Genomic DNA, 19,574 nt, shown 5'->3' on the forward strand with positions numbered 1-19,574 from the left:
ATTTCCCCTGGGTGAGTCTGCATGACTTATCAGCTACCTCTACGCACCCGGATCGTCGTGGCAAGGCGTGAAGGGGATTCCCCAGCGCTGACCATCGGCTGAGAAATATGGGCCGTCTCAACACAAACCATCGTTTTGTAACCTTCGTTAGCCATATCTCCCATGCTGCAGGAGAGTTCCGGACCCGGATTCCAGGTGACAACGTCACTTTGATGGTGGTGATAAACTTCAATTATTCGCTTACCGATTTTGTCGCTGATAACGCTACAATCTTCCGGTTGCGTATGAATACGGTCAACACGATCGGGATAGGTTTGTTTGCCGTCCGGTGAGCGGCCGACGCTGCCGTTAGCCACTTTATCGATAAAGCTGTTACCTAAGCCAGTCACTTCCACACCGTCAATATCGGCTACGCAGAAGTAGCTGTGCAGGGCGGCAGTCGCCTCGAAATCACCGTGGGCTTCCAGTTCAATCTCACATCGGTCAGCAAAGCGGAAACGGGCAAACAGCGTGAAGTCATGCGGCCACAATTTTTTCGTCTGCTCATTACTTTCCAGCACCAGCGTCAGCATCACGCTGTCGTCGTTTTCATCATGCGCCGACAACGTCCAGGGAAGGGTTCGGGCGAAACCATGTGCGGGTTCACCTGCCGGACCAAACCACGGCCAGCAGATTGGCACGCCACCACGAATAGCTTTGCCGGCCGTCCAGGCGGTTTTCTCGCTCAGCCAAATCACCGGCTTTTCGTCTGCGGGCTGCCAGGCTATCAGCTGGGCACCCTGTAGGGTGACGGCGGCACGAACTTTAGGATGTGCGATCACCACCACGGGCAGGTCGCCAATTTTTCGCTGGGAAATATAGGGCGTTATCTGGGTAATAACGGGAAGCGAAAAGATTTTTTCGTTCATCTGTTTTCCTTAGCTTCAGCCAAAAAAAAGGGCGACCGTAGTCGCCCTCATCATCAGTTCACGTCGCTTATTTAGCGATGTGAGCAACCAGGTCCAGGACCTTGTTGGAGTAACCAGTTTCGTTATCGTACCAGGAAACCAGTTTCACGAAAGTGTCGCTCAGTGCGATACCGGCTTTCGCATCGAAGATAGAAGTCAGCGTTTCACCGTTGAAATCGGTAGAAACCACTTCGTCTTCGGTGTAGCCCAGAACGCCTTTCATTTCGCCTTCAGCGGCGGCTTTGATTGCTGCACAAATTTCTTTGTAAGAAGCAGGCTTAGCCAGACGTGCAGTCAGGTCAACTACGGAAACGTTAGGGGTAGGAACGCGGAACGCCATACCAGTCAGTTTGCCGTTCAGCTCTGGGATCACTTTACCTACTGCTTTAGCTGCGCCGGTAGATGAAGGGATGATGTTCTGAGATGCGCCGCGGCCGCCGCGCCAGTCTTTGTGAGACGGGCCATCAACGGTTTTCTGAGTTGCGGTTGTTGCGTGAACAGTGGTCATCAGTGCTTCAACGATGCCGAACTTGTCATTGATAACTTTAGCCAGTGGTGCCAGGCAGTTAGTGGTGCAAGATGCGTTAGAAACGATATCCTGGCCAGCGTAAGATTTATGGTTTACGCCCATCACGAACATTGGGGTGTCATCTTTCGATGGACCAGTCAGCACGACTTTTTTGGCGCCAGCTTCAATGTGTTTACGCGCGGTTTCGTCGGTCAGGAAGATACCTGTTGCTTCAGCAACAACATCAACACCGATTTCACCCCACTTCAGGTTAGCTGGATCACGTTCAGCGGTAACACGGATGGTTTTGCCGTTAACAACCAGATGGCCGTCTTTAACTTCTACAGTGCCGTCGAAACGACCGTGAGTAGAGTCATACTTCAGCATATAAGCCATGTACTCTGCGTCCAGCAGATCGTTGATTGCAACGATTTCTACATCAGAACGCTGCTGAGCAGCACGGAAAACGATGCGACCGATACGGCCAAAACCGTTGATACCTACTTTGATAGTCATATATTCCACCAGCTGTTGTTAGTGAATAAAAGGTTGGCTGTAAAATTACAAAAACCTTACCAGGCGTCAAGCGGAATCGCTTCAATAGTTGCGACAAATCAAACCTTCACACAGGAATATTCGTCAAAAAGCACATTCCGTGACCACCACTAAACCTTGATGTTGGGTCGTCTTGCCCGAATATAAAGGGGTGATGAATTCAAAGGGTGATCTGAGTCACATTTTCGTCTTCGGAACACTTTCAGACTCCGCCTGAGACGAAAAAAAGCCCTAGCGTTGTTAAGTATTTGTTAGAATACTAGCCGATATTTTCAGTTTCACACTGCCAGAGACCCCTAAAATGGCTAAAGACCCGAACGAATTTACCCCAGAGACCGACCTGAACGAGATGCAGCGCTATGTGACGCAGCAGCGTGGCACCGAGCCGCCTTTCTCAGGCAAGCTGTTACACAACAAAGGCGAGGGGATTTATCACTGCCTCGTGTGTAATTCACCGCTGTTCCTGTCGGAATCCAAATATGATTCTGGCTGCGGCTGGCCGAGTTTTTATCAGCCTTATCATGATGATTCTATTAAGTATATTGAAGATGAATCTCATGGTATGCAGCGCATTGAAATCCGCTGTGGCAACTGTGATGCCCATCTGGGACATGTGTTCCCGGACGGCCCACAGCCAACTGGCGAGCGCTATTGCGTGAACTCCGCGTCGTTAAGCTTCTCCGACGACGATGGCAATAACATTAAGGGATAACGGCGATGGAACTTGATGAGATGATCGGCACGCTGACCCCGGAAGTCTATCAACGACTGGTGACCGCGGTTGAAACCGGGAGATGGGCCGATGGCGTCGCACTTACGCCAGAGCAGAAAGAGAACAGCCTGCAGTTAGTGATGCTCTGGCAGGCTCGCCATAACGACAATCCGCAACATATGAGTGTGGGTAAGGGCGGCGAGATGGTGATGAAGAGTAAAAAACAGCTCAAAGAAGAGTTCGGCATCACCGATGATCATGTGACTCGCATCAAGCTCCAGTAATTATTCCTGCAGGAATAATCTGCGATGAAGGGGCGGATAGTGGCCCCTTAAATCCCACTGGCGACGTTTGTGGGGGGCTTTAGAGAATGATTGCCCCTTTGGTCGCCATTTCTTCCAGAGCGCGTTCAGCGTCGCTTGAGGCCAGATTGACTCCCCGACAGCCGGCAGAAAGCACCGTGACGGTATACCCTAGTGCGAGCGCGTCCAGCACGCTGTACTTCACGCAGTAATCAGTTGCCAGCCCCATCACGGTTAATGCAGTAATCCCCTGCGCTTTTAATACGCTATCCAGACGGGTTTTCTTGCGCCGGCCGTTATCAAAAAAGCCACTGTAACTGTCTATCAGGGGATCGTCCCCCTTGTAAACACGCTCAGTGATATAGCGTTGCTCCAGTGCTGGGTGAAGCTCCGCACCATAGCTTTGCTGGATACAATGATCGGGCCACCAGACCTGCGGCAATCCCGCCAGTTCGCCTTCGGTCCAGGGTTGTTGTCCAGCATTCGACGCAAAGCTGCCATGACTGGCCGGGTGCCAGTCAATTGTGGCTACCACAGGCTGCTGTCGCTGGCTGAACTCTGCCGCATACAGGTTGGCAATCGCGAGGGTGTCATCGCCATCCTTCACCGCCAGCGCGCCACCGCTGCAAAAGTCATTCTGTAAATCAATCAGAAGCAGAGCCTGCCGGGTAGCCATCATTTTTATAACTTCTCGTCAGGAGTCAGTTCACCGCGCAGATTGAGCTGCATCAGTCGCCGCACCTCATCACTTGAGAGGTTCTGGCTGAGCAGGAAGTGCAGCTTGGTCAGCGTCGCTTCCACCGTTAAATCATAGCCACTGATCACGCCCGCCAGCGCCAGCGCATTGCCCGTGGCGTAACCGCCCATATTCACTTTACCGGACATACACTGCGTCAGGTTTACCACCACAATGCCCCGCGCGGAAGCTTCTTTAAGCTCTTTCAGAAAAGCTGGGTTCTGTGGGGCATTGCCGACGCCATAAGAGCGCAGGATCAGCGCCTTCACCGGTTGCAGCAGGAAGTTGCTGACCACGTCGGAGGAGATCCCTGGATAGATGGTGACTACACCAATCGGCTGAGGGGTAATCGGATGAACGATTAATTCGCCATCCCCGGTAGGTGCTGGCGGCGTGTTAAGGCGACGAATATGAATACCAGCTTCCAGCAAGGGAGCCAGATTCGGTGAAGCAAAGGCGTTGAACCCATCGGCATGGGCTTTGGTCGTACGGTTTCCGCGGTATAAGGTGTTATTAAAGAACAACGCCACTTCATTAATTGGATAATTAGCGGCGACGAAAAGGGCATTCAGCAGGTTTTGCTGCCCATCCGAACGCAGCTGTTCGAGCGGAATTTGTGACCCTGTCACGATTACTGGCTTGGCAAGATTCTCCAGCATAAATGACAATGCCGAAGCAGTGAACGCCATGGTGTCGGTGCCATGCAGGATCACAAAGCCGTCGTATTGATCGTAATTTTTACGAATATCATCCGCAATCGATTGCCAGTCCAGCGGCGTCATGTCTGAAGAATCAATCAGCGGCTGGTATTCGTGGATGGTGAAGTCGGGCATTTCGGCGCGATGGAACTCTGGCATATTGGCCAGCTGTTGCTGCAAATGTCCGGATACAGGGATAAAGCCCTGTTCGGAACGCTGCATGCCAATGGTTCCGCCGGTATAGGCGACGTAAATAGATTTCTTTTGCATGAATTCACTCAGGCTTGCCGAAAAGGCGAAGTATAAGGGGAAAGAAGAGGAAAAGCAGCCCGACCAGATGGCCGGGCTGGCTGTTTTATTTCACCTGCGCGCAGGTCAGGCACATCGCATAGCGGTTTTGCGGATCGTTGAGGTTATCAAACAGACCCGGCTGGTTTCTCATTGACGCCATTACGTCGACCATCGGTGCCGGCAGCCAGGCCTTAAGGGTTTCAGGCAGTGCGGCACGCACAGACACGTCCATCTGGCTGAATAGCAGATCCATAAAGTTTGGATCGTCCTGATACCAGCTCAGTTTGGCGTCCTTCAGTTTTGCCAGCTCGGCGGCTTTGGCGACGGCATCGTCGAAATCACCCATCGCATCCACCAGACCGTTAGCCCTGGCATCCGTACCCGTCCAGACGTGGCCCTGAGCAATCTGATCGATCTGCTCTGGCGTCTTGTTACGGGAATGAGCGACCAGACCAAGGAAATTCTTATAGCCGTTCTCGATGCTCATTTGCATCATCTGCTGCACTTCAGGCGGTAATGCCTTAGTGGTAGAGATATCAGCCAGAGGCGAGGTGGATACGCCATCGGTATGAACTCCAATTGAATCCAGCGTGTTCTCAACGGTGTTAATCACGCCGAAGATGCCGATAGATCCGGTCAAGGTGCTTGGGCTGGCGATGATGTAATTAGCTGGCGTGGAAATCCAGTAACCACCCGAAGCCGCCATGCCACCCATGGAAACCACCACCGGCTTACCGGCTTCTTTCGCTGCTGCCAGCTCTTCACGGATCGTTTCTGAGGCCGTCACGCTGCCGCCTGGGCTGTTGACGCGGAAGACGATCGCTTTGATTTTAGGATCAAGCCGGGCTTCACGGATCTCCATGGCTGTCGTGTCGCCACCTACGCTACCCGCGGTTTCGTCACCATCCATGATGGCGCCATTGGCCATGATCACCGCGATATTGCCGTCGGTTGAGCCGTTATCCTTCACCTGGTAATCGTAGATGCTGGTGCCTTTGTAATCTTTAGCCTGCTTATCCCAGCCGAAGATTTTGGTCAGCTGTTGATCGACCAGCGAGCGGGAAGCCAGTTCATCAACCAGTTTGCTGTCTTTGGCATACACCGCCGTATCGCCGCCGACTTTTTGCAGTCCATCCAGCACGCCCTGCGCGCCAGGGAACAGCTGTTCTGGCGTAATCTGGCGGTTAGCAGAAACGGTATTGAGGTAGTTCTGCCACAGTTCACCAATCCAGCGGCTGTCTGCATCACGGGCGGCAGGGGACATATCGTCACGCAGGAAAGGTTCAACTGCGGATTTATAGGTACCGACACGGAAGACATGTGAGCTGACTTTCAGCTTATCCAGCAGCGATTTGTAGTACAGACCGTTGGTGGCAAAGCCGTGAAGGTCAACGGTTCCCTGCGGGGAAAGGTAGATTTTGTTGGCGAAGCTGGCGAGATAATATTGCGCCTGGCTGTAGCTATCGCCGGTGGCATAAATTTGCTTGCCGCTGTCACGGAATTCGCGCAGCGCTTTGCCGATGTACTGCAGGGAAGGCTGGTCTGCCCCGGCGAAGTCACGCAGATCTAACACCATACCGGTGATATTGGCGTCACCTTTGGCCTGACGGATGGCATCGACCACGTCAAACAGCGAGTTCTCTTTCAGCTTGTCGCTGCTGGAGCCCAGTAACTGACGGCCGATCTTACTGAGCTTATTGCTGACGGAAGGCTTATCTACCACCACGCCACTCAGATCAACAATCAGTGCACCTTTCTGCGGTTCCGCAGGGGTTGAAGAACTGCTGAACTGGAAATAGATGCCCGCGCAGATCAGGATCAGCACCACTAAGAACAGGTTGAGAATAAATTCCCGGACGAAATTCAGTAATCGCCAGGTCCATTTAAAAAATCCAGCGATAAATCGCCACAAAGTGCGCATATTATCTCCATAATCGCGATAAAAAAGCCCGGAAAAGGGGCGATACCAGCGGGCTGAGCGGCCCAAACCGGGTGGGAATGCTGACATCCTAAATAGCAGGGGCCAAATTGTCAGCAGGAAAAAGCGGAATGCTGTAACAAATCATCATCCTGTGCTAGTTTCAGCTAAATGAAACTCATTATCAGGAGGAATTATGGACGCTCTGGATTTATTGGTTAACCGCCGTTCCGCGTCGCGTTTAAGTGAGCCGGCACCCGCCGGAGAGGCCCTTGAGAACATCATGCGTGCGGGAATGCGCGCACCAGACCACGGCACGATGCAGCCATGGCGTTTTATCGTCATCGAGAATGAAGGCCGTGAGCGTTTCAGCGCATTACTGGAAAATGCTGCGCGTGAAGATCGTATGGAAGATAAGGCGATTGAAAAAGCGAAGCAGTCGCCTTTCCGTGCACCGATGATCATCACCGTGGTGGCACATTGTGAAGAGAACGCTAAGGTCCCGCATTGGGAACAGGTCGTCTCAGCAGGCTGTGCGGTGATGGCCATGCAGATGGCGGCTCTTGCTCAGGGCTTCAACGGCATCTGGCGCAGCGGTGCCTGGACTGAACATCAGGATGTGCGTAAGGCATTCGACTGTCGCGAGCAGGATGTGATTGTCGGTTTCCTCTACCTTGGCACGCCGCAGCTAAAATCCTCCACCACCGTTATTCCTCCCGATACGGCGCCATTTATCCGTTATTTCTGAGTGACAACGCTCTTCTGAACGGTCAGGGTGAACGCCAGCCCTGATTTTTGTCGGGATAATGAGCGAACGGTCGCGGAAAAATACCCTGAGGCTTACTCCCGCCAGCCGAAAGCGCTACCATATTGCCGGTAAACCAGGAGGGAGGTTGCCCATGAGTGAGAACGCCATACGCCTGACGCAGTACAGCCACGGCGCTGGCTGCGGCTGTAAGATTTCACCCAGCGTGCTGGAGACCATATTGCACAGCGATCATCCGCTGCGCAGCGATCCCAATTTGCTGGTGGGCAACGAAACGCGGGATGACGCGGCGGTCTACGATCTGGGGAACGGCACGGCAGTGGTCAGCACCACCGACTTCTTTATGCCGATCGTCGACGATCCGTTCGATTTTGGCCGCATCGCCGCGACTAATGCCATAAGTGATATCTACGCGATGGGCGGTAAGCCAATCATGGCAATTGCGATCCTTGGCTGGCCGTTGGAAAAGCTGGCGCCTGAAATTGCCCGAAAAGTGATTGAAGGCGGTCGTAGCGTCTGTGCCGGGGCGGGGATCTCGCTGGCGGGCGGTCATTCCATTGATGCCCCCGAGCCGATTTTTGGTCTTGCCGTCACCGGCGTGATCTCACCCGATAAAGTGAAAAAGAACAGCTCTGCGCAGGCCGGTTGTAAACTCTTCCTCACGAAACCACTTGGCATTGGCGTGCTGACCACTGCGGAAAAACGCGCAAAACTCAAGCCTGAACATCAGGGGCTGGCAACCGAAGTGATGTGCCAGCTGAACAGCGCGGGCGCAGTTTTCGCCGACATCGACGGGGTAACCGCGATGACTGACGTGACCGGCTTTGGCCTGATGGGCCACCTTAGCGAGATCTGCACCGGCTCCAACCTTCATGCCAACGTCTGGTTTGAACGGGTGCCAAGACTGGCTGGCGTCGACGAATACATTGCGCAAGGCTGCGTGCCGGGCGGCACGGATCGTAATTTTGCCAGCTACGGCCATTTACTGGGCGCAATGCGTGATGAACAGCGTAAACTGCTATGCGATCCCCAAACCTCAGGTGGCCTGCTGTTAGCGGTCAGACCTGAAGCGGAAGCGGTAGTTATCGAAAGCGCCGGGGCAATGGGGATCACCCTCACGGCTATCGGGGAACTGCTGCCGGCAAGCGCCGGACGTGCGTTAATTGAATTAGTTTCCTGAAGGAAGTCACTGCCGGATGCGTTTGTTTATTGCCGAAAAACCCAGTCTTGCCCGCGCTATCGCGGATGTCCTCCCTAAACCTCATCGCCGGGGCGACGGCTTTATTGCCTGCGGCCAGGATCAGATGGTCACCTGGTGCGTCGGTCACCTGTTGGAGCAGGCGCAACCAGACAGTTACAACAGCCGTTTTGCGCGCTGGTCGCTGGCGGATCTGCCTATCGTGCCGGAAAAATGGCAGCTTAAACCGCGTCCCTCCGTCGCAAAACAGCTTAATGTCATCAAAGGCTTGCTGGAGCAGGCGACGGAAGTGGTTCACGCAGGTGACCCGGACCGTGAAGGTCAGCTACTGGTGGACGAGGTGCTGGACTATCTCTCCCTGGCGCCGGAAAAGCGCGCCAATGTTCAACGCTGCCTGATTAACGATCTCAATCCCTCCGCCGTAGAGCGTGCCGTCAGCCGCTTGCGCGAGAATAAAGAATTTATCCCGCTGTGTGTTTCCGCCCTGGCGAGAGCAAGGGCCGACTGGCTGTATGGCATCAATATGACGCGCGCCTATACATTGCTTGGCCGTAACGCCGGCTATGATGGCCTGCTGTCCGTGGGACGTGTCCAGACGCCCGTTCTCGGGCTGGTGGTTCGCCGTGATGAGGAGATCGAAAACTTCATCGCCAAAGACTTCTTTGAAGTCAAAGCCCATATCGTCACGCCAAATGATGAACGCTTCGTTGCCCTGTGGCAGCCCAGCGATTCCTGTGAACCCTATCAGGATGAAGAAGGGCGTTTGCTGCACCGTCCGCTGGCGGATCATGTGCTGGCGCGGATTGGTGGTCAACCGGCCAATGTCACCAGCTATAACGATAAAAGAGAGAATGACACCGCACCTTTGCCGTTCTCCCTTTCCAGCCTGCAGATTGACGCCGGTAAACGCTTTGGCATGAGCGCACAAACGGTGCTGGATACCTGCCAGAAGCTGTATGAAAACCACAAGCTGATCACCTATCCGCGTTCCGACAGTCGCTATCTGCCCGATGAGCACTTTGCCGGACGCCATGCGGTGCTTAACGCCATCAATGCCCATCAACCCGATCTGACGCCGCCCGCGGATTTTGACAGCGATCGCCGTAATCGTTGCTGGGATGACAAAAAGGTCGATGCTCACCACGCTATCGTCCCGACTGCAAGAAGTTCTCAGGTCAGGCTGACCGAGAACGAAAGCACGATTTATCGTCTGATTGCCACGCAATACCTGATGCAGTTCTGCCCTGATGCCGTGTACCGCAAATGCGTGATCGAGTTGGATATTGCCGGCGGGAAATTTGTCGCCAAGGCTCGCTTCCTGGCGGAGGCCGGCTGGCGATCGCTGTTGGGCAGTAAAGAACGGGATGAGGAAAATGACGGCACGCCGCTGCCGGTGGTTGCCAAAGGTGACGAGCTGTTATGTGAACGCGGAGAAGTAGTAGAGAAGCAAACTCAGCCGCCGCGACCGTTCACCGATGCGACCTTATTATCCGCGATGACCGGCATTGCGCGATTTGTTCAGGATAAAGATCTAAAGAAAGTGCTGCGTGCGACCGATGGTTTAGGGACAGAAGCTACGCGCGCCGGGATTATTGAATTGTTGTTCAAGCGCGCCTTTTTGTTTAAAAAAGGGCGCTATATTCACTCCAGTCCCGCCGGGCGGGCGCTGATCCACTCGCTGCCAGAAATGGCGGCGCGTCCCGACATGACCGCCCATTGGGAATCCACGCTGACTAAAATCAGTGAAAAGCAGTGCCGCTACCAGGACTTTATGTTGCCGCTGGTAGAGACGCTGCATAATCTGATTTATCAGGCACGCCAGCAACCTGCTGCACATGCTTTCCGTGGACTTCCGGCGGCTGAACCAAAAAAGCCGCGCCGTAAGGCGACTAAAGCGAAGGAAACTGAGTGATGAAATTATCAGGCGCATTAATGCTGGCCGGGATGTTGCTGGTTAGCCCGTTGCATGCCGCCGGAGAGGGCTGGAATCTCGGCACTGGCCACGGCAATAACGGCGGTAATCATAATGGTAACAATCAGGGAAATAACAGCAACAGCCCGAACGCAGATGTGGTGGTGGATATGCCGCCGGAAGTCTGGACGCAAGGGCAGAACAACAATCAGCCGCCGTGCAATACCTGCTGCACCTATGAGAATCGGAGCTATACCGAAGGATCGGTGGTGAAGATGGAAGGGGTGTTATTGCAATGTTCGCGGGATGAGAAATCTTACGGGACCAATAACCTGATCTGGAAAACCATCAAGTAAGCCAGCGTTAAGGATTTTAAAATAATAACCACAGAAGCCCGCGCCTCTGTGGTTCATTTTCACGATGATGTGACGGTCTGAACCAGGCGAAACTTACTTCGCCGCCTCCAGGTTGAACTGTGCCCAGATAGGCGCATGGTCTGAAGGCTTTTCCATACTGCGAATATCATAGTCGATGCCGGTTGCCACACAGCGGGCAGCCAGAGGCTGACTGGCCAGCACCAGATCGATACGCAGTCCACGGTTATCATCAAACCCTTTCGACCGGTAATCAAACCACGAAAAGCGATCGTTAGCTTCCGCATTCTCTGCGCGCCAGGTATCCACCAGTCCCCAACCCATCAGACGGTCCATCCACTCACGCTCTTCTGGCAGGAATGAACATTTGCCGGTGCGCAGCCAGCGCTTGCGGTTATCTTCCCCAATACCGATATCCAGGTCAGTGGCGCTGATGTTCATGTCGCCCATAATCACCACCGGATTTGTCGGTTTCTGATCGTTTTCCAGGTAGCTCTGCAGATCGCGGTAGAACTTCTCTTTAGCCGGGAATTTGGTCGGGTGGTCGCGGCTTTCGCCCTGAGGAAAGTAGCCGTTAAGCACGGTCAGGGTACCCATAGGCGTGGCAATGTCGGCCATAATCATCCTGCGCTGAGATTCCTCATCATCGCCGGCAAAACCACGACGGACGGCAAGAGGCTCGTCTTTGGTTAACAGGGCAACGCCATAGTGACCTTTCTGGCCATGATAGAAGACGTGATAACCCAGCTTAGACACTTCTTCCAACGGGAACATATCGTCATGCACTTTGGTTTCTTGTAGGCCAATCACGTCTGGCTGGTGCTGCTCAATGATGGCGGCAAGCTGATGCGGACGGGCGCGCAGCCCATTGATATTAAAAGAAACAAATTTCATTGTGCTGACCAGATCTCGAAGGAAACAGGGTTCGGATGGTAGCAAAAAAAGCGGGAGTTAAAAACCTATTTAGCGGAGGGAGTGGGTAGGGTAAAGGGAAAGCAAAAGACGTAAGGGGGGAAGCGGCGTGCGCCAAGGGTAAAAAATAAAAGGGCAAGGTTGGGTTAGGATGACCGGAGATGTTAAATGGGGGGATGTCTGGACTGGTAAAGCAATAAAGGCGATGTTTGGTCGGGGCTGATGGTTTATGAAGAAGGTGGATAGTTCGCGGCCGCTGAGTGGTAAGGATTTTTCGTCGCTTTGCGACTCACCCTTCGGGTCAAACCTTCGAGGTCGACGCTTCTCATCCTCCCCCGTAGGGAATATGGAAAACGTTACTTTGAATAGAAGTGCGGGAGATGAATGAGATGGTGGTGGGGGAAGGATTCGAACCTTCGAAGTCGATGACGGCAGATTTACAGTCTGATCCCTTTGGCCACTCGGGAACCCCACCACAGGGTTTTGCTTTATTTCTCAATTACTGCGCTTCAGTCACTGGCCTTGCTGCTGTGCCTGTAAGCGGGGCGCATCATATCAAATGAGATGATGCTGTAAAGCCTGAATTTAACGAAAAAGGTTTGTTTGCCGCTTTTTTATTCTGGCTGCTGCTTTGTCATACAAAACAGCAGCCTTGCTGCGAATAAAATGCGTTGCTGTTTATAAAATAATGGTGCGGTTGCCGTAAACAAACACACGCTGCGCCAGTACCTGATAAAGCGCGCGACTTAACGCGTTCTTCTCAACGTCACGGCCTGCACGCATCATATCTTCTGCCGTGTAGGTATGATCGACGTGGATGACGTCCTGCATGATGATCGGACCTTCATCAAGATTATCATTCACATAGTGCGCCGTCGCTCCGATGATTTTCACGCCGCGCTCATACGCCTGATGGTAAGGGCGTGCACCAATAAAGGCCGGCAGGAACGAGTGGTGAATGTTGATGATCTGATTTGGGTAACGCTGCACGAATCCTGGGGTCAGTACACGCATATACTTGGCCAGAACCACATAATCAGGCTGGTAGCGATCGATCTCTGCCGCCATATTGTTATCGTGATCTTCGCGGGAAAGCCCTTCATGGCTGACCAGGATGAATGGAATATCAAAACGCTCAACCAGCGTGCGCAGGGTTTCGTGGTTACCGATCACCGCAGCGATCTCAACATCCAACCCGCCGTAGGTGCTCTTCATCAGCAAATCACCCAGACAATGGGCTTCTTTGGTGACCAGAATAACAATACGGCGACGACCCGCTGAATTTAACTCGCGAATAGAGCCGGTAGGCAGCGCACTGTCCAGGTCCGCCAACAGCGTGGTGTCGTTAAATATCCCTTCCAGCTCGGTACGCATGAAAAAGCGTCCGGTGCGATGATCGACGAACTCATTGTTCTGCACGATATTCAGCTCGTGCTTGTAGCAAATATTGGTGATCTTGGCGATCAGACCTTTTGCGTCTGGGCAGATGGTCCGTAATACTTTTCGTTGCAGTGTTTGCGCTTGCATTGCAGTGGTGATCCTGTCGAAGCAATTCTATATAAGATCAGCGACCTTACTGGCCGCAGCATTTCTTGAATTTTTTGCCGGAGCCGCAGGGGCAGCGGTCATTTCGCCCTGTGTCAGGGTAAGTGCCGTCAATATAGTACCAGCGTTGTTCAACCCGAACAAAGCGGGAACGCTCATGAATAAAGCTTTCGCGCTGTTTTTCAGAGAAACGAGCAAAGAATGTCACAAACCCTTCGGATTTATCCCCAGGTTCTTCTGCCGAAATAATCTGTAAACTCAACCAGCGGGTCGCCTCAAAGCTTTGCTCAAGGCTGGCATGAAAATGCTGCGGATCGCAGGAGGGATGCCAGGTGGCAACCAAATAATCGGCATCTTTCTGCACATACGCAGTGTAGCGCGAACGCATTAAGGCTTCTGGTATGGCAGGAATGTCGTCCCCCTTAAGAAAGGGCTGGCAACATACGCTATACTGCATTCCGCTTCCGCACGGGCAAAGTTCTGACACGTTGACTCCAGTGAGTGTAAAAGTCGAAAGATTTTGGGCGTCATGGTAACCGAGCAGTCACGATGATGCCATTTGTAAGTTAAGCAATCGTCAGGGGTAGAATGAGACAGGTAAAAATTGGACTGGCACTGGGATCGGGTGCCGCCAAGGGATGGGCGCATATTGGTGTTATCAATGCGCTGGAGCGGGCTGGGATTAAAGTCGATGTGGTCGCGGGGTGCTCTGTTGGGGCGCTGGTGGGCGCAGCGTATGCCAGTAAACGCCTTCCCACCCTCGAAACCTGGGTTCGTTCCTTCAGCTATTGGGATGTGATCCGCCTGATGGATTTCTCCTGGCGTCGCGGTGGCTTGCTGCGGGGAGAACGGGTGTTCAACCACGTTCGCCGGCTGGTCAATCACGAAAATATTGAAGAGTGCGATCTGCCTTTCGGTGCGGTGGCGACCAATCTCAGCACCGGGCGTGAGCTGTGGCTGACTGAAGGGGATCTGCATATGGCGGTGCGGGCCTCATGCAGCATGCCCGGCCTGTTAGCGCCGGTAGCCTATAACGGCTACTGGCTGGTGGACGGTGCGGTGGTCAATCCGGTGCCGGTGTCGCTGACACGGGCACTGGGCGCCGATATCGTAATTGCCGTTGACCTGCAACACGATGCGCACCTGATGCAACAGGATTTGCTGTCAGTGACGCCCCAATCCGCAGATGAAGTCGAAGCTGCAGCAACCAGTTGGGGAGGGCGCCTGCGTCAGAGCCTCGCCAGAGTCGCCCACCGCAAGGTCAATCAAACGCCTGGCGCGATGGAAATCATGTCCACTTCCATTCAGGTGCTTGAGAACCGGTTAAAGAGAAATCGTATGGCGGGCGATCCGCCAGACGTATTGATCCAGCCTTTCTGTCCTCAGATTTCCACGCTGGATTTCCATCGCGCAGAAGAGGCTATCGAGGCGGGTAAACTGGCGGTAGAGAAGAAGATGGATGAACTACTGCCGCTGGTTCGTCAAGTTGCGTTGCCGGATGAGTGAAATATGACTCTTCAGGCAATTCTTAGAGGCGAGAATGTGGATTATGAGCCAATATTGACTAATCCGGTGTACAGGGGGGGATGATGGACAAGCCATTAAGCGGAAAAAAGATTCTGATTGTTGAAGACGAAGTCGTTTTCCGCTCTCTTCTTGACAACTATCTTGCGGCTCTTGGGGCTGAGATAATGCACGCAGACGATGGACTGCAAGCGCTAGAAAAACTTAATGAGTCTGCGCATGACCTGATGATTTGCGACCTGGCTATGCCAAAGATGGACGGGTTGAAGCTGGTTGAACATATGCGTAGTAAAGGCAACACCATGCCGATACTGGTGATCTCCGCGACGGAAAACATGGCTGACATTGCCCAGGTGCTCCGCCTCGGGGTGCAGGACGTGTTGTTAAAGCCGCTGAAAGATCTGGCCCGCTTACGCGAAGCCGTCTACGAATGCCTCTATCCATCCATGTTCACTTCAAAAGTTGAAGAAGACGAACAGCTCTTCCAGGACTGGGATGCGCTGGTGCGGAACCCGAACGCCGCGTCGAAACTGCTTAAGCAACTGCAGCCGCCTGTGCAGCAGGTTATCGCCAACTGTCGCATTAATTACCGTCAGCTCACGATGGCCGAACAGCCGGGCCTGGTATTGGATATCGCCGCGTTGTCCGAGAAAGACTTGGCATTCTATTGCCTGGACGTGACCCGCGCTGGCGATAATGGCGTGCTGGCCGCTTTATTACTGCGCGCGCTGTTCAACGGACTGTTGCAGGATCAATTATCAGGCCAGTCGCCACGACTGCCTGAATTAAATGGCTTGTTAAAACAGGTCAATTTGCTGTTACGCCAGGCCAATCTTAAAGGGCAGTTCCCACTGCTGGTCGGCTATTACCATCAAGGATTAAAGAATTTGATCCTCGTTTCTGCTGGTTTAAACGCCACCCTTAACGTCAACACCCATCAAATTCAACTCAGCAACGGTGTTCCACTTGGTACATTGGGCAGCACCCACCTAAACCAAATAAGCCAGCGTTGTGAAGCCTGGCAGTGCCAGGTTTGGGGCGCTGGTGGCAGGCTGCGCCTGATGTTGTCCACGGATTAACCACTCGTCAGAAATCCTGTTTGCTGCTGGCAGACAGGGCCAAAGATAAGCTTTACACTTGGGTAATAGTCTTAATTTTTGATGAAAGGGTTCATCCAGGATAAATCCGTCAGGGTTCCACTGGTATACTCATCTCGTTTTTAACTCGACATATCAAGTAATAACTTGAACGGCCTATAAAGAGAGGTACTTAGATGTCTGCCTATAAGTCCAAAGTAAAAAAAGCGGTTATCCCTGTAGCTGGTTTGGGAACGCGTATGTTGCCTGCAACCAAAGCCATTCCAAAAGAAATGTTGCCACTGGTTGATAAGCCGTTAATTCAGTATGTCGTTAACGAATGTATCGCAGCTGGGATCACTGAGATTGTGCTGGTAACGCACTCCTCTAAAAACGCCATCGAAAACCACTTCGACACCAGTTTCGAGCTGGAATCGATGTTGGAAAAACGTGTTAAGCGTCAGTTGCTGGAAGAAATCCAGTCTATCTGCCCGCCACACGTAACCATCATGCAGGTCCGTCAGGGTCTGGCTAAAGGTCTGGGCCACGCAGTAATGTGTGCTTACCCGGTCGTCGGTGACGAACCTTTCGCCGTTATCCTGCCTGACGTCATCATCGATGAATACGAATCAAACCTGGCTACTGAGAATCTGGCAGATATGATGCGTCGTTTCGATGAAACCGGTCGCAGCCAGATCATGGTTGAGCCAGTTGCTGACGTAACAGCTTACGGTGTGGTTGACTGCCAGGGTGCTGAACTGTCTGCTGGCCAGAGCGCACCAATGGTCGGTGTGGTTGAGAAGCCTAAAGCGGATAAAGCCCCTTCAAACCTGGCGGTTGTTGGCCGTTATGTTCTGTCTGCTGATATCTGGCCACTGCTGGCGAAAACGCCTCCAGGTGCAGGTGATGAAATTCAGCTGACTGACTCCATCGCCATGCTGATGGAAAAATCGACTGTCGAAGCTTATCACCTGAAAGGCGTGAGCCATGACTGTGGTAACAAGCTGGGCTACATGCAGGCTTTCGTTGAATACGGCGTACGTCACGATTCTCTGGGTAGCGACTTTAAAGAGTGGCTCGAAAGCACTGTTGGCAATAGTAAGTAAATTTAATTTCTAACCGGGACAATTCAATGAAAGTCACCGTATTTGGTATCGGCTATGTTGGTCTGGTTCAGGCTGCGGTTCTGGCCGAAGTCGGACATGACGTTCTTTGTATCGATGTCGACGCAAGTAAAGTCGAGAATCTGAAGAAAGGGATCATTCCTATTTTTGAACCGGGCCTGACGCCTCTGGTGATGCAGAACTATGAGAGCGGTCGCCTCAAGTTCTCCACCAACGCGGAAGAAGGTGTAAATCACGGCACGATGCAGTTTATCGCCGTGGGAACACCTCCGGATGAAGACGGCTCTGCGGATCTGAAATATGTTACCGCTGTAGCACGCACCATCGCAGAACACATGCAGGATCACAAAGTTGTGATCGACAAGTCTACGGTTCCTGTCGGAACGGCAGACCGTGTTCGTGCAGTAATGGAAGAGACGCTGAAAGCACGTGGTGCTGAGATTGCGTTTGATGTGGTGTCTAACCCTGAATTCCTCAAGGAAGGTGCAGCAGTCAGCGACTGTATGCGTCCTGAGCGTATTGTTGTGGGTACAGACAATGATGAAGTTGTTGAGCTGCTGCGCGAGCTGTACGAGCCCTTCAACCGTAATCATGACCGCATGATTTTAATGGATATTCGTAGTGCTGAACTGACCAAGTATGCGGCAAACTGCATGCTGGCCACCAAAATCAGCTTTATGAATGAGATCTCCAACCTGGCTGAACGCCTGGGTGCAGATATCGAGAAAGTGCGTCAGGGTATTGGTTCTGACTCACGTATCGGTTACTCCTTCATCTATCCTGGCTGCGGCTATGGCGGCTCCTGCTTCCCGAAAGACGTTCAGGCGCTGATCCGCACTGCAGAACAGATTGGTTACAAGCCGCGTTTGTTGCAGGCGGTTGAAGACGTCAACGATTCGCAGAAGAACAAGCTGCCAACCTTCATCAAACGTCATTTCGGTGACAATCTGCAGGGCAAAACTTTTGCACTGTGGGGGCTTTCTTTCAAGCCAAATACCGATGACATGCGTGAAGCGTCAAGCCGTGTGCTGATGGAAGCACTCTGGCAGGCAGGTGCATCCGTTCAGGCTTTCGACCCGGAAGCAATGGACGAAGCACAGCGCGTCTATGGCCACCGCAGCGATTTGAAGCTGATGGGAACCAAAGAAGCCGCTCTGCAAGGTGCTGATGGCCTGGTCATCTGTACCGAATGGCAGAACTTCCGTGCACCGGATTTTGATGTCATTAAAAATGCTCTGAAAGAACCCGTGATTTTTGATGGTCGTAACCTGTATGATCCAGAAAGAATCAGTAAGCGCGGTTTTGTTTATTATGCAATCGGCCGCGGCGCTTCTATCCAAATTGCATAACTAACGAGGGCAGTATGAAATATCTGGTAACCGGCGCAGCAGGATTTATTGGCTTCCACGTAGCGGAGCGCCTGCTTTCCGCCGGTCACCAGGTTGTCGGCATCGACAACCTGAATGACTATTATGACGTTAACCTGAAACTTGCCCGCCTCAAACTTCTTGAGCCTCATGCACTGTTTACCTTTATCAAGCTGGATCTTGCTGACAGAGAGGGCATCGCCCAACTGTTCCGCGACCAGGCTTTTGAGCGTGTTATTCATTTGGGTGCTCAGGCTGGTGTACGTTATTCGCTTGATAATCCTTTAGCTTATGCAGATGCGAATCTGATTGGTCACCTGAATATTCTTGAAGGGTGCCGACATCATCATATTGGCCACTTATTGTATGCCTCATCCAGTTCCGTTTATGGGCTGAATAATAAGATGCCATTCTCTACCGATGACTCCGTTGACCATCCTGTGTCGCTGTATGCGGCAACCAAGAAGGCCAACGAATTAATGTCCCACACCTATTCTCACCTGTACGGTATTCCGACCACCGGGCTGCGGTTCTTCACCGTATATGGCCCATGGGGAAGGCCGGACATGGCTTTATTCAAGTTTACCCGCGCCATGCTGGCCGGAGAACAAATTGATGTCTACAACAATGGCCAGATGCGTCGCGACTTTACCTATATTGATGACATCGCCGAAGCGATTGTTCGTCTGCAGGATGTGATCCCGCAAGCGAACCCAGACTGGACCGTTGAGCAGGGGAGCCCTGCAAGCAGCTCAGCGCCGTATTGCGTATACAATATTGGTAACAGCAACCCTGTTACGCTGATGGCGTATATAGAGGCGTTGGAGAAGGCGTTAGGCATTAGCGCGAAGAAGAACATGCTGCCAATGCAACCGGGTGACGTGCTGGAAACCAGCGCTGATACTCGCGCGCTGTTTAATGCCATTGGTTTTAAACCTCAAACCGGTGTCGAAAAAGGGATTGCTAACTTTGTCAGTTGGTATCGTTCTTTCTATAAAGTCTGAACCATCGGCAGCGTAGGAAAAAAGGAGCTGAGGCTCCTTTTTTTTATGCTTTGAGAAAAGTGATGATTTAACAAAATGGGAAATAAAAAACCCATCGCAAGGATG

The 19,574-nt window shown here is 52.6% G+C and carries 19 protein-coding genes, 1 tRNA gene and 1 other RNA gene; 11 read left to right on the forward strand and 10 right to left on the reverse strand.

All coding sequences use genetic code 11. From position 1 onward, the window contains the following. Positions 1-29: 29 nt before the first annotated feature. Both AC1UKS_RS10025 and gapA read right to left on the reverse strand, forming a co-directional pair. The gene (locus AC1UKS_RS10025; protein WP_482436710.1) at positions 30-908 is read right to left on the reverse strand and encodes a D-hexose-6-phosphate mutarotase; all 879 of its coding nucleotides are present in this window, start codon (positions 906-908) and stop codon (positions 30-32) included. Positions 909-975: 67 nt separating this feature from the next. Then, positions 976-1,971, reverse strand: coding sequence for a glyceraldehyde-3-phosphate dehydrogenase (gapA, locus tag AC1UKS_RS10030; RefSeq protein ID WP_013202439.1), 996 nt, complete (start codon positions 1,969-1,971; stop codon positions 976-978). Between the two features lie 340 nt (positions 1,972-2,311). On the opposite strand from gapA, the gene msrB reads away from it, so the two are divergent. Beyond that, the gene (gene msrB / locus AC1UKS_RS10035; RefSeq protein WP_013202438.1) at positions 2,312-2,722 is read left to right on the forward strand and encodes a peptide-methionine (R)-S-oxide reductase MsrB; all 411 of its coding nucleotides are present in this window, start codon (positions 2,312-2,314) and stop codon (positions 2,720-2,722) included. Between the two features lie 5 nt (positions 2,723-2,727). Beyond that, positions 2,728-3,006 (forward strand): YeaC family protein, encoded by a 279-nt coding sequence (locus tag AC1UKS_RS10040; protein ID WP_265910647.1) that lies wholly within the window; start codon positions 2,728-2,730, stop codon positions 3,004-3,006. A 79-nt stretch (positions 3,007-3,085) separates the two neighbouring features. On the opposite strand, the gene pncA is transcribed toward AC1UKS_RS10040, so the two are convergent. The 3 genes from pncA to sppA form a co-directional block, all read right to left on the reverse strand. Continuing rightward, complete coding sequence (gene pncA / locus AC1UKS_RS10045) at positions 3,086-3,700, reverse strand: bifunctional nicotinamidase/pyrazinamidase (protein ID WP_482436917.1); 615 nt, start codon at positions 3,698-3,700, stop codon at positions 3,086-3,088. Between the two features lie 5 nt (positions 3,701-3,705). Continuing rightward, positions 3,706-4,728, reverse strand: coding sequence for an asparaginase (gene ansA / locus AC1UKS_RS10050; protein WP_482436711.1), 1,023 nt, complete (start codon positions 4,726-4,728; stop codon positions 3,706-3,708). Between the two features lie 85 nt (positions 4,729-4,813). Continuing rightward, the gene (sppA, locus tag AC1UKS_RS10055; protein ID WP_482436712.1) at positions 4,814-6,670 is read right to left on the reverse strand and encodes a signal peptide peptidase SppA; all 1,857 of its coding nucleotides are present in this window, start codon (positions 6,668-6,670) and stop codon (positions 4,814-4,816) included. 193 nt (positions 6,671-6,863) lie between these two features. Between sppA and AC1UKS_RS10060 the strand changes: the two genes are divergently transcribed. From AC1UKS_RS10060 to AC1UKS_RS10075, 4 genes are all read left to right on the forward strand, one after another. Next, a complete protein-coding gene (locus AC1UKS_RS10060) occupies positions 6,864-7,415 on the forward strand; it encodes an NAD(P)H nitroreductase (protein ID WP_482436713.1) in 552 nt (183 codons plus the stop codon). A 151-nt stretch (positions 7,416-7,566) separates the two neighbouring features. Further along, on the forward strand, positions 7,567-8,613 hold the full coding sequence (gene selD, locus AC1UKS_RS10065) for a selenide, water dikinase SelD (protein WP_482436714.1): 1,047 nt from the start codon (positions 7,567-7,569) through the stop codon (positions 8,611-8,613). A gap of 16 nt (positions 8,614-8,629) precedes the next feature. Continuing rightward, positions 8,630-10,543, forward strand: a complete 1,914-nt coding sequence (locus AC1UKS_RS10070) for a DNA topoisomerase III (protein ID WP_482436715.1) — start codon at positions 8,630-8,632, stop codon at positions 10,541-10,543. Next, positions 10,543-10,899 carry a YnjH family protein gene (locus AC1UKS_RS10075; RefSeq protein ID WP_482436918.1) on the forward strand — a complete coding sequence of 119 codons (357 nt, stop codon included), beginning with the start codon at positions 10,543-10,545 and terminating at the stop codon, positions 10,897-10,899. The genes AC1UKS_RS10070 and AC1UKS_RS10075 overlap by 1 nt, the downstream gene beginning before the upstream one ends. A gap of 93 nt (positions 10,900-10,992) precedes the next feature. On the opposite strand, the gene xthA is transcribed toward AC1UKS_RS10075, so the two are convergent. The 5 genes from xthA to AC1UKS_RS10100 form a co-directional block, all read right to left on the reverse strand. After that, entirely contained in the window at positions 10,993-11,811 is an 819-nt protein-coding gene (gene xthA / locus AC1UKS_RS10080; RefSeq protein ID WP_482436716.1) for an exodeoxyribonuclease III, read from the reverse strand. Between the two features lie 271 nt (positions 11,812-12,082). Then, positions 12,083-12,179: non-coding RNA, RtT sRNA (locus AC1UKS_RS10085), on the reverse strand. Between the two features lie 40 nt (positions 12,180-12,219). Then, a tRNA-Tyr gene (locus AC1UKS_RS10090) sits at positions 12,220-12,304 on the reverse strand. Positions 12,305-12,507: 203 nt separating this feature from the next. Then, positions 12,508-13,356: a formyltetrahydrofolate deformylase gene (purU, locus tag AC1UKS_RS10095; protein ID WP_013202428.1), complete on the reverse strand. Its 849-nt coding sequence runs from the start codon at positions 13,354-13,356 to the stop codon at positions 12,508-12,510. Between the two features lie 46 nt (positions 13,357-13,402). Beyond that, positions 13,403-13,861, reverse strand: coding sequence for a YchJ family protein (locus tag AC1UKS_RS10100; RefSeq protein ID WP_482436717.1), 459 nt, complete (start codon positions 13,859-13,861; stop codon positions 13,403-13,405). A 101-nt stretch (positions 13,862-13,962) separates the two neighbouring features. Here AC1UKS_RS10100 and rssA point away from each other — a divergent pair, with 101 nt between their 5' ends. From rssA to AC1UKS_RS10125, 5 genes are all read left to right on the forward strand, one after another. Then, positions 13,963-14,880: a patatin-like phospholipase RssA gene (gene rssA / locus AC1UKS_RS10105; RefSeq protein WP_265910639.1), complete on the forward strand. Its 918-nt coding sequence runs from the start codon at positions 13,963-13,965 to the stop codon at positions 14,878-14,880. 83 nt (positions 14,881-14,963) lie between these two features. Further along, positions 14,964-15,977: a two-component system response regulator RssB gene (gene rssB, locus AC1UKS_RS10110; RefSeq protein WP_482436919.1), complete on the forward strand. Its 1,014-nt coding sequence runs from the start codon at positions 14,964-14,966 to the stop codon at positions 15,975-15,977. 194 nt (positions 15,978-16,171) lie between these two features. Beyond that, a complete protein-coding gene (galU, locus tag AC1UKS_RS10115; RefSeq protein WP_053142807.1) occupies positions 16,172-17,080 on the forward strand; it encodes a UTP--glucose-1-phosphate uridylyltransferase GalU in 909 nt (302 codons plus the stop codon). A gap of 26 nt (positions 17,081-17,106) precedes the next feature. After that, complete coding sequence (locus AC1UKS_RS10120; protein WP_053142809.1) at positions 17,107-18,447, forward strand: UDP-glucose dehydrogenase family protein; 1,341 nt, start codon at positions 17,107-17,109, stop codon at positions 18,445-18,447. 14 nt (positions 18,448-18,461) lie between these two features. Further along, positions 18,462-19,469 carry an NAD-dependent epimerase gene (locus AC1UKS_RS10125; protein WP_482436718.1) on the forward strand — a complete coding sequence of 336 codons (1,008 nt, stop codon included), beginning with the start codon at positions 18,462-18,464 and terminating at the stop codon, positions 19,467-19,469. Positions 19,470-19,574 lie beyond the last annotated feature (105 nt).

It is taken from the genome of Erwinia sp. AK-PDG3-5, from assembly GCF_056821705.1.

Bases quoted from the DNA above. Each gene is read 5' to 3' on its own strand.
- rssA (WP_265910639.1), top strand. From the start codon at position 13,963: ATGAGACAGGTAAAAATTGGACTGGCACTGGGATCGGGTGCCGCCAAG.
- galU (WP_053142807.1), top strand. From the start codon at position 16,172: ATGTCTGCCTATAAGTCCAAAGTAAAAAAAGCGGTTATCCCTGTAGCT.
- pncA (WP_482436917.1), bottom strand. From the start codon at position 3,700: ATGGCTACCCGGCAGGCTCTGCTTCTGATTGATTTACAGAATGACTTT.
- purU (WP_013202428.1), bottom strand. From the start codon at position 13,356: ATGCAAGCGCAAACACTGCAACGAAAAGTATTACGGACCATCTGCCCA.
- ansA (WP_482436711.1), bottom strand. From the start codon at position 4,728: ATGCAAAAGAAATCTATTTACGTCGCCTATACCGGCGGAACCATTGGC.
- AC1UKS_RS10025 (WP_482436710.1), bottom strand. From the start codon at position 908: ATGAACGAAAAAATCTTTTCGCTTCCCGTTATTACCCAGATAACGCCC.
- msrB (WP_013202438.1), top strand. From the start codon at position 2,312: ATGGCTAAAGACCCGAACGAATTTACCCCAGAGACCGACCTGAACGAG.
- AC1UKS_RS10040 (WP_265910647.1), top strand. From the start codon at position 2,728: ATGGAACTTGATGAGATGATCGGCACGCTGACCCCGGAAGTCTATCAA.
- sppA (WP_482436712.1), bottom strand. From the start codon at position 6,670: ATGCGCACTTTGTGGCGATTTATCGCTGGATTTTTTAAATGGACCTGG.
- AC1UKS_RS10125 (WP_482436718.1), top strand. From the start codon at position 18,462: ATGAAATATCTGGTAACCGGCGCAGCAGGATTTATTGGCTTCCACGTA.
- AC1UKS_RS10060 (WP_482436713.1), top strand. From the start codon at position 6,864: ATGGACGCTCTGGATTTATTGGTTAACCGCCGTTCCGCGTCGCGTTTA.
- AC1UKS_RS10120 (WP_053142809.1), top strand. From the start codon at position 17,107: ATGAAAGTCACCGTATTTGGTATCGGCTATGTTGGTCTGGTTCAGGCT.
- selD (WP_482436714.1), top strand. From the start codon at position 7,567: ATGAGTGAGAACGCCATACGCCTGACGCAGTACAGCCACGGCGCTGGC.
- rssB (WP_482436919.1), top strand. From the start codon at position 14,964: ATGGACAAGCCATTAAGCGGAAAAAAGATTCTGATTGTTGAAGACGAA.
- AC1UKS_RS10070 (WP_482436715.1), top strand. From the start codon at position 8,630: ATGCGTTTGTTTATTGCCGAAAAACCCAGTCTTGCCCGCGCTATCGCG.
- AC1UKS_RS10075 (WP_482436918.1), top strand. From the start codon at position 10,543: ATGAAATTATCAGGCGCATTAATGCTGGCCGGGATGTTGCTGGTTAGC.
- xthA (WP_482436716.1), bottom strand. From the start codon at position 11,811: ATGAAATTTGTTTCTTTTAATATCAATGGGCTGCGCGCCCGTCCGCAT.
- gapA (WP_013202439.1), bottom strand. From the start codon at position 1,971: ATGACTATCAAAGTAGGTATCAACGGTTTTGGCCGTATCGGTCGCATC.